This window comes from Pseudonocardia alni (assembly GCF_002813375.1).
Lineage (GTDB): Bacteria > Actinomycetota > Actinomycetes > Mycobacteriales > Pseudonocardiaceae > Pseudonocardia > Pseudonocardia alni.
Window position 1 is genome coordinate 4,629,860 of record NZ_PHUJ01000003.1, and the last position, 14,680, is coordinate 4,644,539.

The 14,680-nt window shown below is 73.0% G+C and carries 12 protein-coding genes; 5 read left to right on the top strand and 7 right to left on the bottom strand.

Annotated features, from left to right (window positions below; all coding sequences use genetic code 11):
- Positions 1 to 8: 8 nt before the first annotated feature.
- The 3 genes from ATL51_RS22870 to ATL51_RS22880 all read right to left on the bottom strand — a co-directional run bounded on the left by ATL51_RS22870 (position 9) and on the right by ATL51_RS22880 (position 4,259).
- Positions 9 to 1,721, bottom strand: a complete 1,713-nt coding sequence (locus tag ATL51_RS22870) for a glycerol-3-phosphate dehydrogenase/oxidase (protein ID WP_100879896.1) — start codon at positions 1,719 to 1,721, stop codon at positions 9 to 11.
- A 127-nt stretch (positions 1,722 to 1,848) separates the two neighbouring features.
- Positions 1,849 to 3,366: a glycerol kinase GlpK gene (gene glpK / locus ATL51_RS22875; protein ID WP_073575446.1), complete on the bottom strand. Its 1,518-nt coding sequence runs from the start codon at positions 3,364 to 3,366 to the stop codon at positions 1,849 to 1,851.
- Positions 3,367 to 3,428: 62 nt separating this feature from the next.
- On the bottom strand, positions 3,429 to 4,259 hold the full coding sequence (locus ATL51_RS22880) for an MIP/aquaporin family protein (protein ID WP_073575445.1): 831 nt from the start codon (positions 4,257 to 4,259) through the stop codon (positions 3,429 to 3,431).
- A 177-nt stretch (positions 4,260 to 4,436) separates the two neighbouring features.
- On the opposite strand from ATL51_RS22880, the gene ATL51_RS22885 reads away from it, so the two are divergent.
- Positions 4,437 to 5,198, top strand: a complete 762-nt coding sequence (locus ATL51_RS22885; RefSeq protein ID WP_073575444.1) for an IclR family transcriptional regulator — start codon at positions 4,437 to 4,439, stop codon at positions 5,196 to 5,198.
- Positions 5,195 to 6,712: a glycerol kinase GlpK gene (gene glpK, locus ATL51_RS22890; RefSeq protein WP_100879897.1), complete on the top strand. Its 1,518-nt coding sequence runs from the start codon at positions 5,195 to 5,197 to the stop codon at positions 6,710 to 6,712. The genes ATL51_RS22885 and glpK (ATL51_RS22890) overlap by 4 nt, the downstream gene beginning before the upstream one ends.
- Before the next feature lie 27 nt (positions 6,713 to 6,739).
- Here glpK (ATL51_RS22890) and ATL51_RS28740 read toward each other — a convergent pair whose 3' ends face one another.
- From ATL51_RS28740 to ATL51_RS22910, 4 genes are all read right to left on the bottom strand, one after another.
- On the bottom strand, positions 6,740 to 7,216 hold the full coding sequence (locus tag ATL51_RS28740) for a MarR family winged helix-turn-helix transcriptional regulator (RefSeq protein WP_073575442.1): 477 nt from the start codon (positions 7,214 to 7,216) through the stop codon (positions 6,740 to 6,742).
- A 599-nt stretch (positions 7,217 to 7,815) separates the two neighbouring features.
- Positions 7,816 to 9,099, bottom strand: a complete 1,284-nt coding sequence (locus tag ATL51_RS22900; protein WP_073575522.1) for an MFS transporter — start codon at positions 9,097 to 9,099, stop codon at positions 7,816 to 7,818.
- 68 nt (positions 9,100 to 9,167) lie between these two features.
- Positions 9,168 to 9,857 (bottom strand): GntR family transcriptional regulator, encoded by a 690-nt coding sequence (locus ATL51_RS22905; protein WP_100879899.1) that lies wholly within the window; start codon positions 9,855 to 9,857, stop codon positions 9,168 to 9,170.
- Positions 9,854 to 11,131: an NAD(P)H-dependent oxidoreductase gene (locus tag ATL51_RS22910; RefSeq protein ID WP_100880884.1), complete on the bottom strand. Its 1,278-nt coding sequence runs from the start codon at positions 11,129 to 11,131 to the stop codon at positions 9,854 to 9,856. Before ATL51_RS22910 ends, ATL51_RS22905 begins: the two co-directional genes overlap by 4 nt.
- Before the next feature lie 204 nt (positions 11,132 to 11,335).
- Here ATL51_RS22910 and ATL51_RS22915 point away from each other — a divergent pair, with 204 nt between their 5' ends.
- From ATL51_RS22915 to ATL51_RS22925, 3 genes are all read left to right on the top strand, one after another.
- The gene (locus tag ATL51_RS22915) at positions 11,336 to 12,646 is read left to right on the top strand and encodes an SLC13 family permease (protein WP_100879900.1); all 1,311 of its coding nucleotides are present in this window, start codon (positions 11,336 to 11,338) and stop codon (positions 12,644 to 12,646) included.
- 18 nt (positions 12,647 to 12,664) lie between these two features.
- Positions 12,665 to 13,564: an SCO6745 family protein gene (locus ATL51_RS22920; RefSeq protein ID WP_073575438.1), complete on the top strand. Its 900-nt coding sequence runs from the start codon at positions 12,665 to 12,667 to the stop codon at positions 13,562 to 13,564.
- Positions 13,565 to 13,672: 108 nt separating this feature from the next.
- Positions 13,673 to 14,674, top strand: coding sequence for a TerC family protein (locus tag ATL51_RS22925; RefSeq protein ID WP_100880885.1), 1,002 nt, complete (start codon positions 13,673 to 13,675; stop codon positions 14,672 to 14,674).
- Positions 14,675 to 14,680: the final 6 nt, after the last annotated feature.

Below are 14,680 nucleotides of genomic sequence, written 5' to 3' on the forward strand. Positions count from 1 at the left end.
GGCGGTGCTCAGCCGCTGACCGGTACCACGTCCGGCGCGCCGAGCCGGGCGGCGTCGGCGGTGGCGTCGTCGGGCATCTTCTGGCTCTCCCGCTCGGCCTCGACCCGCTTGACGTAGTGGTCGACCTCGCGGGCGATCTGCTCGTCGTTCCAGCCCAGCACCGGGGCGACCAGTGTCGCGGTTTCCTCGGCGGCACCCACGCCCCGGTCGAAGGTCTCGATCGAGATCCGGGTGCGGCGGGCGAGGATGTCCTCCAGGTGCCGCGCGCCCTCGTGCGAGGCGCCGTAGACGACCTCGGCCCGCAGGTAGTCCTCGGCGCCGGTGAGCGGCTCGGCCAGGGTCGGGTCGGCGATGAGGAGGTCGAGGACCTCGTCGATCAGCGAGCCGTACCGGCCGAGCAGGTGCTCGATCCGCACCGGGTGCAGCCCGCTGCGCGCGGCGAGCTGGTGGGTCGAGTTGCGCAGCGCCGTGAAGCCCTCGGCGCCGAGCAGCGGGACCTTCTCGGTGCAGGAGGCGGGCACCTTCGCGTCGAGCGAGTGCACGGCAGCGTCGACGGCGTCCTTGGCCATCACGCGGTAGGTCGTGTACTTGCCCCCGGCCACGACGACCAGACCGGGCACCGGCGTGGCGACGGCGTGCTCGCGGGACAGCTTCGAGGTCGCCTCGGACTCGCCGTGCAGCAGCGGGCGCAGACCGGCGTAGACGCCCTCGACGTCCTCGTGGGTCAGCGGCTGTTCCAGTACCTCGTTGACGTGCGCGAGCAGGTACTCGATGTCGGCCGCGCTCGCCGCCGGGTGCGCCTTGTCCAGGTCCCAGTCGGTGTCGGTGGTACCGATGATCCAGTGCCGGCCCCACGGGATGACGAACAGCACCGACTTCTCGGTGCGCAGGATCAGCCCGGCGTCGCCGCGGATCCGGTCGCGGGGGACGACCAGGTGGATGCCCTTGGACGCGCGCACCTTGAACTGGCCGCGCTCGCCGGCGAGTCCCTGGGTGTCGTCGGTCCACACCCCGGTGGCGTTGATGACCTCCTTGGCGCGGACGTCGAACCGGTCCCCGGACTCCAGGTCCTGCACGGTCGCGCCGATCACGCGGCCGGAGTCCTTCAGCAGTCCGACGACGCGGGCGCGGGTCGCCACGTGCGCGCCGTAGGCGGCCGCGGTGCGGGCGATCTCCATGGTGTGGCGGGCGTCGTCGACCTGGGCGTCGTAGTACTCCAGGGCCCCGACCAGGGCGTCGCGACGCAGCGAGGGCACGACCTTGCGGGCGCCGCGACGGGTGAGGTGCCGGTGGTGCGGCAGGCCGCGGGCCCGGCCGGACAGCAGCCCGAGAGAGTCGTAGAGCGCGACGCCGGCACCGGCGTAGAAGCGCTCCCACACATGGTGCTTGAGCGGGTAGACGAACGGCACCGGGCGGACGAGGTGCGGCGCGAGGGTCTGGATCAGCAGCCCCCGCTCCTGCAGCGCCTCGGCCACCAGGCGGAAGTCGAGCATCTCCAGGTAGCGCAGACCACCGTGGATGAGCTTGGAGGAACGGCTCGACGTGCCGGACGCGAAGTCGCGGGCCTCGACCAGCCCGGTCGACAGACCACGGGTGGCCGCGTCGAGGGCGGCACCGGCGCCGACGACGCCACCGCCGACGACCAGCACGTCCAGTTCGCGGTCGCCCATCGCCTGCAGCGCCGTGGTACGGGCCTCCGGAGAGAGCGCCACCGATTTCATGATCAGACCTTCCTGAGTGGTTCGTGCTCGTGCTGTCCCGCCGGGGGACTACCCGTTGAACACCCGTCCGATCGCGGGTGTGCCCGGTGTCGCCCTCACGTGTGGTGAGGGCGACACCGGGGGGGGCCTACTGGACGTCGACCCAGTCCAGGGTCCGCTCGACGGCCTTCTTCCACCGGCCGTAACCCTCGTTGCGCTGCTCCTCGGACCAGGTCGGCTCCCAGCGCCGGGCCTCGTTCCAGTTCTCCCGCAGCTCGTCGGTGTTCTTCCAGAACCCGACGGCCAGCCCGGCCGCGTAGGCCGCACCGAGCGCGGTGGTCTCGGCGACGACGGGCCGCGAGACCGGCACACCCAGCACGTCGGCCTGGATCTGCATGCACAGCTCGTTCTGGGTGACGCCGCCGTCGACCTTCAGCGTCTCCAGGGTGACCCCGGAGTCCTGGGTCATGGCGTCGCTGACGTCGCGGGACTGGTAGCAGATCGCCTCCAGCGTGGCCCGCGCCAGGTGTGCGTTGGTGTTGAACCGGGACAGGCCGACGATCGCGCCGCGGGCGTCGGAACGCCAGTACGGCGCGAACAGGCCGGAGAACGCCGGGACGAAGTACACGCCGCCGTTGTCCTCGACCTGGCGGGCCAGCGACTCCGACTGCGAGGCGCCGGAGATGATGCCGAGCTGGTCGCGCAGCCACTGCACGGCCGAGCCGGTGACCGCGATGGAGCCCTCCAGCGCGTAGACCGGACGCTCGCCCTCGAACTGGTAGCACATCGTGGTGAGCAGGCCGGACTCCGAGCGGACCAGCTCGGTGCCGGTGTTGAGCAGCATGAAGTTGCCGGTGCCGTAGGTGTTCTTCGCCTCGCCGGGGGCGAAGCAGACCTGGCCGACGGTCGCGGCCTGCTGGTCGCCCAGGTCGCCGGTGATGGGGACCTCGCCGCCGAGCGGCCCGTTCGCCAGGGTCTTCCCGAACGCGGTCGCCGACGACGACGGCTTGATCTCCGGCAGCATCCGGCGCGGGATGCCGAAGAAGCCGAGCAGCTCGTCGTCCCAGTCGAGGGTCTCGAGGTCCATCAGCATGGTGCGGCTGGCGTTGGTCACGTCGGTGACGTGCAGCCCGCCGTTGGTGCCGCCGGTGAGGTTCCAGATGACCCAGGTGTCGGTGTTGCCGAAGACCGCGTCGCCGTTCTCCGCGGCCTCGCGGACGCCGTCGACGTTCTCCAGGATCCACTGGATCTTGCCGCCGGAGAAGTAGGTGGCGGGCGGGAGGCCCGCCTTGCGGCGGATGACGTCGCCGCGGCCGTCGCGGTCGAGCGCGGTCGCGATCCGGTCGGTGCGGGTGTCCTGCCAGACGATCGCGTTGTAGTACGGGCGCCCGGTGCGCCGATTCCACACGACGGTGGTCTCACGCTGGTTGGTGATGCCCAGCGCGACCAGGTCGGACGCGGACAGCCCGGTCTTGGTGAGTGCCTGCTGCAGGCAGGTGTTGGTGCGCTCGATGATCTCGATCGGGTCGTGCTCGACCCAGCCGGCCTGCGGCAGGATCTGCTCGTGCTCCAGCTGGTGGCGACCCACCTCGTTGCCGCTGTGGTCGAAGATCATGAAGCGGCTGGAGGTGGTGCCCTGGTCGACGGCGCCGACGAACTCGGCCATTGAGCTCTCCTTCTTGCGGGGATCGGGGCGGGGGTGGGGCGGGCGGACGGGGGTCGGCCGGGTCAGACCCGCCCGACCTCCTGCGGAGCGTCCTCGGCGGGGATGTATCGGTCGATGAGGGCCTTGAACAGGCCGCCCCCGATCAGGGCGCCGATCAGCGGAGCGACGATCGGAAGCCACCAGTAGGGCGTGCCGTCGCCGGTCACCCAGGCGGTGTCGTAGCCGGTGACCCAGGAGGCCAGCCGCGGCCCGAAGTCGCGGGCGGGGTTGATGGCGTAGCCGGCGTTCGCACCCCAGGCCATGCCGATGCCGACGACCAGGATGCCGATCATGAACGGCGCCATGTTGGCCATCGGGCCCTTGTTGCGGGGGTGGACCAGCGCGAAGATCACGAACACCAGGATCGCGGTGCCGACGACCTGGTCGAAGAACGCCGTGGTGATGGTGGTCGGCGCGCCCGGCGAGGTCGAGAAGATGCCCTGGGTCTCGGTGAGGTTCGGGTCGACCGACCGGATGAAGTCGGCGTAGACGAACCGCACGATCAGCGCGGCGACGAACGCGCCGAGGGTCTGGGCCAGGACGAACGGGCCGACCTTGCGCCACGGGAAGCCCTCGTACACGGCGAAGGCCAGCGTGACCGCCGGGTTGAGGTGCGCGCCGGAGATCCGGCCGGCGACGTAGACGCCCAGCATGACGCCGAAGCCCCAGGCCCAGGCGATGGAGTCGTACTGGCCGTTGGAGCCGTCCGGCGTGGTCGTCACCTGCGCGACGACGCCGACGCCGAACAGGATGAGGATCATCGTGCCCGCGAACTCGGCGCTCAGCTCGCCGAGCAGCGAGGGCGCCTTCTCGGTGGTGGCGGGCGCGGCCGCGGTGTTCTCGGAGCTCGTCATCGAACCCCCTTCTGGGTGAGTCCCCCTCGCGGGGCCGGGCGGCCCCGCCGTGTGCGACGCGACGCTAGGAGCGCGCCGGGCGCCGGGCAACGCGATCCGTTCGACGATGCCGAACGTTGCGGGTCGATCGGCCCATGATCGAGTACACATGGCGTCCGTACGGCCTACGATCGCGGTGTGGCGCGGGCGATCCAGTCGGTGGAGCGGGCGGCCGCGCTGCTGCGGCTGCTCGGCGGTGCGGGGCGACCACTGGCGCTCGCCGAGCTGGCGGCGGCGCTGGACCTGCCGCGCCCCACCGCGCACGGGCTGCTCCGCACGCTGCGCGAGGAGGGCCTGGTGGCGCAGGAGCCGTCGTCCGGCCGCTACCTGCTGGGCGAGGGACTGGGGCGGCTGGGCACCCCGTGGGACCGGCACGACCTGCGCGCCCGGGCGATGAACTGGGCCGATGCGCTGGCGGCGGGCACCGGCTGCGCGGTGTACCTGGGAGTGCCGTCCGCCGACGGGGCCGGGGTCGACCTGGTGCACCACGTGTTCCGGCCGGACGACACACCGCAGCGGCTGCGGACCAACACCACGCAGCCGTTGCACGCGACGGCGTGGGGGCGGTGCCTGCTGGCCTTCGCGCCGGCGTCGGTGCGGGCGGTCGAGCCGCTGGAGACCTACACCCGCGCGACCGTGACCGACCCGGCGGTACTGGCCCGGGAGATCACGACGACGCGCCGCCGCGGCTGGGCGGACGACGCAGGCGGCTGGGAACCGGGGGTCGGGGGCCTCGCGGTACCGGTGCGCAGCGGGGGTGGGCTGACCGTCGCGGCGCTCGGGATCGGTGCGCCGGTGGAGGAGCTGTTCGCCGCCGACGGGCGGGCCCGGCCCGAGCCCGTCGTCGAGCTTGTCGCCGCGGCCGGGGAGATCGCCGACGGGCTGGAGGGACTGACGTGAGCACGGTCGCGGCGGGGGAGCGGGTGGTCGCCGCCATCGACCAGGGGACGACCTCGACGCGGTGCCTGCTGTTCACACGCTCGGGACGGATGGTCGCCGTCGCCCAGCGCGAGCACCGCCAGCACTTCCCGAGCCCGGGCCGCGCCGAGCACGACGCCTCGGAGATCTGGCGTGCGGTGACCCGGGTCGTGCCCGCCGCGCTGCGCCGCGCCGGCCTGGGGCCGCAGAACGTGGTCGCGCTCGGGATCGCGAACCAGCGCGAGACGACGGTCGTCTGGAACCGCCGCACCGGGGTCCCGCTCGCGCGGGCGATCACCTGGCAGGACACCCGGACCACCGACATCGTCGCCGGGCTTGCCGCCGACGCCGACGCCGCCCGCTGGGCCCGGGTGAGCGGGCTCGGCCCGGCGACGTACTTCGCGGGCCCCCGGCTGCAGTGGCTGCTCGACCACGTGCCCGGTGCGCGCGACGGCGCCGAGCGCGGCGAGGTCCTGTTCGGGACCATGGAGTCCTGGCTGATCTGGAACCTGACCGGCGGCCCCGACGGCGGCGTGCACGTCACCGACGTCACCAACGCCAGCCGCACGATGCTGATGGACCTGCGCACGCTGGAGTGGTCCGACGCGCTGTGCTCGGCGTTGCGGGTACCGCGGGCGATGCTGCCGACGATCGTGCCGAACTCCCGGGTGTACGGCCGGTGTGCCGGTCTGCTGGACGGGGTGCCGGTGGCCGGGGCGCTCGGCGACCAGCAGGCCGCGCTGGTCGGCCAGACGTGCTTCGCGCCCGGCGAGGCGAAGTGCACCTACGGGACGGGTGCGTTCCTGCTGAAGAACACCGGCTCGCGCATCGCCGGGTCCGAGGCCGGTCTGATCCCGACCGTCGGTTACCTGCTCGGGGACCGGCCGGTCTACGCGCTCGAGGGCTCCATCGCGATGACGGGCTCGTTGGTCCAGTGGTTCCGCGACGCGCTGGGCATGATCTCCACGGCGGCCCGGATCGAGACGCTCGCACTGACCGTCCCGGACAACGGCGGCTGCTATGTCGTCCCCGCCTTCTCCGGTCTCTACGCCCCGCACTGGTACCCCGACGCCCGCGGGGTGATCGTCGGCCTGACCTCCTACATCCACCGCGGCCACCTCGCCCGCGCGGTGCTGGAGGCGACCGCGTGGCAGACCCGTGAGGTGCTCGACGCGATGAACGCCGACTCCGGCCTTCCCGTCACCCGCCTGAAGGTCGACGGCGGCATGACCGCGAACCACCTGCTCATGCAGTGCGTCGCCGACGTCCTGGACCTCACGGTGGAACGCCCCCTGGGTTCGGAGGCGGTGTCGCTCGGCGCGGCGTACGCGGCCGGCCTGGCCGTCGGCTACTGGCCGGACCCGGAGGTGCTGCGCCGCAACTGGCACCGAGCGGCCGCCTGGGAGCCGAGGATGGACCCGGGTCTGCGCCGCCGCGAGCACGACAACTGGAAGCGGGCGGTGCAGCGGAGCACGGGGTGGGCGCGCCCGGACTGAGCCTCGCGGGGACGTGCCGCGGACGCCTCAGCGTTCTGCCGCCCGCTGCCGACGCCGGCGGACCCGGTCCCGGTACTGGTGGTCCCGCATCTCCTGGAACCGGCGCACGGCGACGTCGAGGATCCGCCCGGTCACCGGCGCGAACCAGTCGATCCACTCCCCGGGGACACCGGTCACGATCCGCCGGGCGCCGGTGTCGGTCACGTCCTCCCAGAGGATCTCGTGGGCCCGGGCGGACGCCAGGACGAGCAGCCGGCGACCGTCCTCGGGATCCGGCTCGCGTTCGATCAGGTCGCGCTCCTCCAGCCGCGCGAGCAGCCGGGTGGTGCCTCCGGTCGCGAGCCCGACGGTCTCCGCGACCTCGGCGCCGGTCATGGCCCGACGGGCGAGCAGCAGCTCGGCGAGCACCGTGTACTCGTGCACCGTCAGCCCGAACCGCTCGGCGACGGACCGGATCCGGTAGAAGCCGAGCAGCTCCGCCCTGGCGAGGAGCGGTCCGAGCACCTCCGCGGTCTCGGCCCGGATCCGGCGGTCCTCCTCCGCCTCCGTCCGCCACGCGCGCGTGTCCCGTCCGACGGCCCCGATGTCCCCGGCGGCCCCGGTGCCCCCGATGTCCCCGGCGGCCCCGGTGCCCCCGGCGGCCCCGGTGCCCCCGGCGTCTCGGACGGCCTCCGATGATCCGAGGCCATCGGGAGGCGGGCTCCCCGGAGTGGAGTCCGGACGGATTCGCTTACCGGGTAAGCGAGTTCCGCGGACCTCCCCACCCGACGCGACGGTCGACCGGTCCTCGCCGCGTGGCCGGGCGGAGCCGGGGTCGGAGCCGGGGTCGGAGCCGGGGTCGGAGCCGCCGGCCGGATCCGACGACCCCTTCCCGCGAATTCGCTTACCCGGTAAGCGAATTCGCGGAACAGCGATACCCCAGGAGCTCCGGTCGGGTCCGCCGAGCATGTCGTGGGCCGTGTCGTGGGCCGTGTCGTGGGAGGTGTCGCGCCGCATGGGGAAGCGGTAGCAGACCGGGCGGTCCACCACTGCGGATTCCGCTGAGCGGTTCGCGATCGTGGCGCCCGGCCGGAGGCCGCCGTCGGTGAAGGTGGGATGGGCGGTCAGCGGGTGAACGCCCCGGCGTCGGTCAGGTCGGCGGTGCGGGTCTCGTGCAGGCCCCACACGCACAGGCCGGACACGGCGGCCAGTCCGGCGATCAGCAGCGACACCGGCCAGGAGGCGCCGGTCGCGGCGACCAGGCTCGTCGCGAGCAGCGGCGTGATGCCGCCGCCGACGATGCTGGAGGCGTTGTAGCCGATCGACGCCCCGGTGTAGCGGTAGCGGGTCGCGAACAGCTCCGGCAGGAACGCGCCCATCGGGGCGAACACGCCGGCGAAGGCGATCATCGCGACCGAGAAGCCGACTGCGATGAGGACCCCGTCACCGGTCCCGAGCAGCCAGAACAGCGGGAACGCCCACAGCACCGCCAGGATGCAGGCCCACAGACACACCCGGCGCCGTCCGACCCGGTCCGAGAGCACCGCGAGGACCGGTGTCGCCACGCCCATCACCGCGGCCGCGACCATGGCCGCGACCAGCAGTGTCGTACGGGACAGACCGAGCTCGGAGGTGCCGTAGGACAGGCTGAACGTGGTGACCGTGTAGAAGATCGTGTGGGTGATGATCATCCCGCCGGTCGCGAGGAGCAGGGACCGGGGCTGGCGGCGCACCACCTCGGCGACCGGCGCCTTCTCACGCTCCTGCTCGCGCATCGCCTTCTCGAACACCGGGGTCTCGGCGATCCGCAGCCGGATGTAGAGCCCGACGACCACCAGGACCGCGCTGGCCAGGAACGGCACCCGCCAGCCCCAGGCGGCGAACTGGGCGTCGGTCAGGGCTGCGGAGAGCGCGAGGAACGCCCCGCTCGCGATGATGAACCCGACCGCCGGGCCGACCTGCGGGAAGCTCGAATACAGCCCGCGACGTCCCTCGGGCGCGTGCTCGGTGGCCATCAGGACCGCACCGCCCCACTCGCCGCCGAGCCCGAAGCCCTGCAGGAACCGGCACAGCACCAGCAGGACGGGCGCGGCGATCCCGATCGTCGAGTACGTCGGCAGCAGTCCGATCGCGACGGTGCCGACCCCCATCGTCAGCAGCGAGACCACCAGGGTCGCCTTGCGGCCGACCCGGTCGCCGAAGTGCCCGAAGGCGACCGCGCCGACCGGGCGTGCGACGAACCCGACGCCGAAGGTCGCGAACGCCGCCAGCGTGCCGACCAGGGGGTCGAGGTCGGGGAAGAACAGCGTGCCGAAGACCAGGGCCGCGGCGGTGCCGTAGATGTAGAAGTCGTAGAACTCGATCGCGGTGCCGATGAAGCTGGCGACGGCGATGCGCTGCGCCGACATGGTCGGAGCGGCGGTCTCCGCGTCCGGCCCCCTCGTCGCACCCGGTCCGGTCGATGCGTCCGGTTCGGTCACTGGTCCCCCTCCTCGCGCGGCATCCGCCGCAGCAGCTCCGGTCCGAAGCGGGTCACGTGGGCCCGCGCGGCGGCCTCGGCGCGGGCCGGGTCGCCGGAGGTGATGTCGTCGAGCAGCGTGCGGTGGCTGTCGGCGATGTCGCCCAGGTCGTCGTAGAGGTCGCGGGACAGCCGGAAGACGTGCTGCAGCGGCGCCGAGATCGTCTCCCAGATGTGCAGCAGTCGTCGTCGTCCGCAGAGCTCGTGGATCCGGCGGTGCAGTGCGAAATCCAGGCTCACCGCGGCGGCGCTGTCCCGCGCGGCGCAGGCGGCGTGCAGGTCGTCGACGATCCGGCCGAGCTCCCGGGCGTGCCCCGCCGATCCGGTCGTGGCCAGGGCCCGCACGGCCAGCGGCTCGGTCGCGGCGCGCAGCGCGATGATCTCCTCGGCGTCGTCGGCGGTCAGCATCGCGACCCGGGCGCCGCGGCGGGGAAGCAGCACGACCAGCCCCTCGGCGTCGAGCCTGCGCAGCGCGTCGCGGACCGGGCCCCGGCTGATCCCCAGCCGCGTGGCGAGCTCGCGCTCGACCAGCCGGTCGCCGTCGCGCAGCTCGCCGGACAGGATCAGGCCCCGCACCCGGTCGGCCGCCGCGTCGCCGAGGCCGGGATGCGCGGCGAGGTCCCCGACCTCCGGCGTCGGGCCGGTCACCCGGCCTCCAGCTCCGCCCGCAGCCGGTGGGCGACACCGGACCCGGTCACCGGCTCGACGTCGTCGCGGGTCACCGGGGCGCCCGCGGCGACGGCGCGCCGCAGCACGACACCGTCGGCCAGCCCGATCGGCAGGAACCCGCCGGTCCGGGCCGCGGCGGCCGGGCGGACGACCCCGTGCACGGTCGAGCCGCCCTCGCCGTCGAGCCGGTCCCCGGGGACCAGGTCGCGCTTGGCGGTGGCGACGACGTCGGCCACCCAGCCCCGCGGCCGCCCGGAGTCCGCGCCGCGGGCCCCCGCGGCGCACACGCTCTGCGCCAGCTCCAGCCCGATGAGGTGGTACGGCCGGTACATCGCGGTGTAGCGGCCCGAGGGGTCGGTGCGCAGTCCGTAGTTCGCGAAGCAGGCCGCCACGTAGTCGCTCGGCGCCTCCAGCGTCACGTAGACGCCCCACCGCAGGTCGCGGTCCACCGGGCTCCCGTCGCGGTGCAGCGACGACACGACCTCCACCGTCCCGGTCCGGTCCAGCACCCCGCCCGCCTCGCGCGGGATGCACACCTGCTGCAGGTCGTCGGTGCCCGCGGGCGGGAAGGCGAGCCCGTCCTCCGGCGGGAGCAGGCCGGTCGCGTTCGCGACGGCGGCCATCTCGATCGCGGACTTCGTGCCGTCGAGGAAGGAGTTGAACATGACCGGGTTCAGCCCGGACCCCGCCGCGTGCTCGGGGGTGAACCCGTAGTGCCCCCACACCGTCTCCGGGGTGGAGCGGTGGTACTCCGGCAGGTACTTGGTGCCCTTCCCGGCGGCGACGACAGCGAAGCCGTTGGTCCGCGCCCAGTCCACCAGCTCGCAGATCAGGCTGGGCTGGTCGCCCGAGGCCATCGTGTAGACCACGCCCCGCTCGGCCGCGCGGGCCGCGAGCACCGGACCGACGAGCACGTCGGCCTCGACGGTCACCATCACGACGTGCTGCCCGGCCTCGATCGCGCCCAGCGCGTGCGCGGCGCCCGCGACGGGGGAGCCGGTCGCCTCGACGACGACGTCCACGTCGTCGGCCCCGAGCACCGCGTCGACCGAGGTCGCGACCCGGGTCCCGGTGAGCCCGGCGGTGTCCAGTGCGGCGCGGCCACGCTCCTCCGAGAGGTCGACGACGGCGCTGACCTGCAGGTTCGGCACCCGGGCCGCCTGGTGCAGGAACATCGTCGCGAACGTGCCCGCACCGATCACGCCGGCCCGGACCGGTGTGGAGCGCTGCTGCATCGTCTCGAACAGACCCATCCGGTGCCCCTCCACGCCGTCGCCGTACCACCCCGCTGTGACCGACGGGGGCACCGTGCGCCGGTCCGCGGTGGGCTGTCAACGGTTGACCAGACTGCGGAACACCGCGATGTGGTCGCTTGCTCACGATGTGGGTCATCTGTCACGGTGTCGTCCGGCCCGGTCACCGCCGTCCGGGCCGGTCGACACCGAGGAGCGAGGCCGATGGGGCCCGAGATCATCGCGATCGCCGTACTGGTGGTCATGTTCGTGATCGCCACGACGATGCCGGTCAACCTCGGCGCACTGGGGTTGCTCGGCGCGGCCGCGGTCGGGATCGGCGTGCTGGGGCTGAGCCTCGACGACGTCCTCGCGGGCTTCCCCGGAGACCTGTTCCTGCTGCTCGTCGGGCTGACCTACCTGTTCGCGCTGGCGACGGCCAACGGCACCGTCGACCTGCTGGTCCACTGGGCGATGCGGGCCGTCCGCGGGCGGCTGGTGCTCGCGCCGTTCGTGTTCTTCGCGATCTCCTGCGGGCTCTCGGGGCTCGGGGCGTTGTTCGCGGTCGCGATCGTCGCACCGCTGGCGATGCCCTTCGCCCGGCGCTACGGCATCAACCTGCTGCTCATGGGCATGATGGTCGTGCACGGCGCGCTCGGCGGGGCGTTCTCGCCGATCACCGTCTACGGCGCGTTCGTGAACTCGACGATGGCGGGCGTGGGCCTGCCCAGCGACCCGATCGCGCTGTTCCTGACCCCGCTCGTGGTCAACGTCGTGATCGCCGTCGTGATCTTCCTGGTGCTCGGCGGCCGGTCGCTCGTCGGGCGCACGGTCGACCCGGTCGAGGCGCCGGACGCCGACGCCGCCCCCGCCGGGGACACCGGCACCGCGACCGGAACCGCGACCGGCACGATGACCGAGGCCCCGGTCGCCGGCCGGGTCGGGCTGGAGCAGGGCATCACGCTGGCCGGCATCGCGCTCATGGCCGTCGGCTCCGCCGCGTTCGGCTGGGACGTCGGCGTCGTCGCGCTCGCCGTCGCGATCGTGCTGCGGCTGGTCGCCCCGCGCCGCCCGGACGTCGTCGGGAGGATCTCCTGGTCCACCGTCCTGCTGATCTGCGGTGTCGTCACCTACGTCGGCGTGCTCCTGGAGGCCGGCGCGGTCGACCTGGTCTCCTCGGGGATCAGCGGGATCGGCGCACCGCTGCTCGCGGCGCTGCTGCTCTGCTACGTCGGCGGCGTGCTCTCGGCGTTCGCGTCCTCGGTGGCGATCCTCGGCGTCGCGATCCCGCTGGCCCTGCCGTTCCTGCAGCAGGGCGAGGTGTCCGCGGTCGGGATGGTGGCGGCGCTCGCGGTGGCCGCGACCGTCGTCGACGTCAGCCCGTTCTCCACGAACGGGGCGCTGGTGCTCGCCAACGCGCCCGCCGACGTCGACCGGGACCGCTTCTACCGGCAGATGCTCGCCTACGCCGGCGTGGTCGTGCTGGTCGGGCCGTTGCTGGCCTGGGCACTGCTCGTGCTGCCCGGAGTGCTCTGAACGGGTTAACGTCCGGGCATGAACGACGCCGCCGTCGCCGCCGGGCGCCTCGCCCGTGGGCTGGAACCGCTGCACTCCCAGGTCTACTTCGCCCCCGAGGGCGAACCGGCCTACACCGCCGCCGGGCTGGAGCCGGGCCGGATGAGCTACTTCGCCCCGCGGGCCGCACCGATGGGCGCGGTCGGCGCCTCGGTGGTCACCGCGACGTTCTACAACTTCTCCCCGCGCCTGGTCGCGAAGTCCGTCCCGCGGGCCTGGGAGCTGGTGTCCGCAGCGGACCTGCTCGACGTGCGGTTCGCCGTCGCCGACGCCTCGCTGCGCCGCACCCTGGGCGACGACGCCGTCGCCTCGCCCGAGATGGTCGAGGCCGCCGGGCTGGCCCGGACCGCGGCCGGGGCCGTCACCCCCGACGGGCGCCCGCTCGCCGCCGGCCACCTCGACGTGCCCTGGCCGACCGAGCCGCACCTGGTCCTCTGGCACGCACTGTCGATCCTGCGCGAGCACCGCGGCGACGGGCACATCGCGCTGCTGGTCGAGGCCGGGCTGTCCGGGCTGGAGGCGCTGGTCACCGCGACCGCGACGGGCACCGGGTTCACCGTGGCCTTCGCCCGCGGCAGCCGCGGCTGGTCGGCCGCCGAGTGGAACGCCGCCGTCGCCGGGCTCGCGGACCGCGGTCTGCTGCAGCCGGCCGACACGGCCGGGGACGACGCCGTCGAACCGGTCCTGACCGAGGAGGGCACGGCACTGCGCAAGCGGATCGAGAACGACACCCACCGCCTCGGCGCCGCCCCGTGGTCCGCGCTCGGCGCCGACGGGGCCACGCGGCTCGGGGAGCTCGGCGGGGCGTTCGTCCGGACGGCCCTGGCGAACGGGGCGTTCCCCGCCGAGGGGGTCTTCGCGGCGCGTCCGAAGGGCTGATCGCGGTCCGCGCCCGGCCTCAGGACGGGCGCGGTGTCCTGACTGCCCGATATGGTGCGCTCCGCAACCGACCAGCGTGGTCGGTGTGGTGACCTGCAGGAGGACCCGGTGCTCGAGATCAGCGGCCTCGAATGGGCCGTCACGATCGGCGTGATCATCGCGCTGCTCGCGTTCGACCTCGTCCTGGGCTGGCTGCGGCCGCACCGGGTGGGATTCAAGGAGGCCACCGCCTGGTCGGTGTTCTACATCCTGGTCGCGATCGCGTTCGGGCTGGTGTTCGCGACGATCCACGGCTGGGACTTCGGCACCCAGTACTTCACGGGCTACATCGTCGAGAAGAGCCTGTCGGTCGACAACCTGTTCGTCTTCGTCGTGATCATGACGACGTTCGCGGTGCCGGAGGAGCACCAGCAGAAGGTGCTGACCTTCGGCATCGTGCTCGCCCTGATCATGCGCGCGATCTTCATCGCGGTCGGGGCGACGCTGCTGAACCTGTTCTCGTTCATGTTCCTGGTCTTCGGTCTGCTCCTGCTGTGGACCGCCGTGCAGCTCTACCGGCACAAGGACGAGGACCCCGACATCGAGGACAATCTGGTCGTGAAGGGCGCGCGCAGGCTCTTCCCGGTCACCGAGGAGTACGACGGCGGGAGGCTGTTCACCCGGGACAACGGCCGCCGGGTCGCCACCCCGATGTTCATCGTGCTGGTCTCGATCGGCGGCATCGACCTGCTGTTCGCGCTCGACTCGATCCCCGCGGTGTTCGGCGTGACCCAGGAGGCGTTCATCGTCTTCACGGCGAACGCCTTCGCCCTGCTCGGCCTGCGAGCACTGTTCTTCCTGGTCAAGGGCCTGCTGGACCGCCTGGTCTACCTCTCGACCGGCCTGGCGGTCATCCTGGGCTTCATCGGGGTGAAGCTGGTGCTGCACTGGGCCCACGTCGACATCAACCCGGCCGTCCCGGAGATCCCGACCATGGCCAGCCTGGTCGTGATCCTGGGGATCCTCGCCGTGGTCACCGTCGCGAGCCTGATCAAGACGCGCAACGACCCGTCGATGACCGCCCACGCCGGGTCGCTGCGTGCCCGCAAGGAGCGCTCCGACCGCGACTGAGCCGGC

Excerpts from the sequence above, each read along its gene's own strand:
- ATL51_RS22870 (WP_100879896.1), bottom strand. The coding sequence starts at position 1,721 with ATGAAATCGGTGGCGCTCTCTCCGGAGGCCCGTACCACGGCGCTGCAG.
- glpK (WP_073575446.1), bottom strand. The coding sequence starts at position 3,366 with ATGGCCGAGTTCGTCGGCGCCGTCGACCAGGGCACCACCTCCAGCCGC.
- ATL51_RS22880 (WP_073575445.1), bottom strand. The coding sequence starts at position 4,259 with ATGACGAGCTCCGAGAACACCGCGGCCGCGCCCGCCACCACCGAGAAG.
- ATL51_RS22900 (WP_073575522.1), bottom strand. The coding sequence starts at position 9,099 with ATGTCGGCGCAGCGCATCGCCGTCGCCAGCTTCATCGGCACCGCGATC.
- ATL51_RS22910 (WP_100880884.1), bottom strand. The coding sequence starts at position 11,131 with ATGGGTCTGTTCGAGACGATGCAGCAGCGCTCCACACCGGTCCGGGCC.
- ATL51_RS22915 (WP_100879900.1), top strand. The coding sequence starts at position 11,336 with ATGGGGCCCGAGATCATCGCGATCGCCGTACTGGTGGTCATGTTCGTG.
- ATL51_RS22920 (WP_073575438.1), top strand. The coding sequence starts at position 12,665 with ATGAACGACGCCGCCGTCGCCGCCGGGCGCCTCGCCCGTGGGCTGGAA.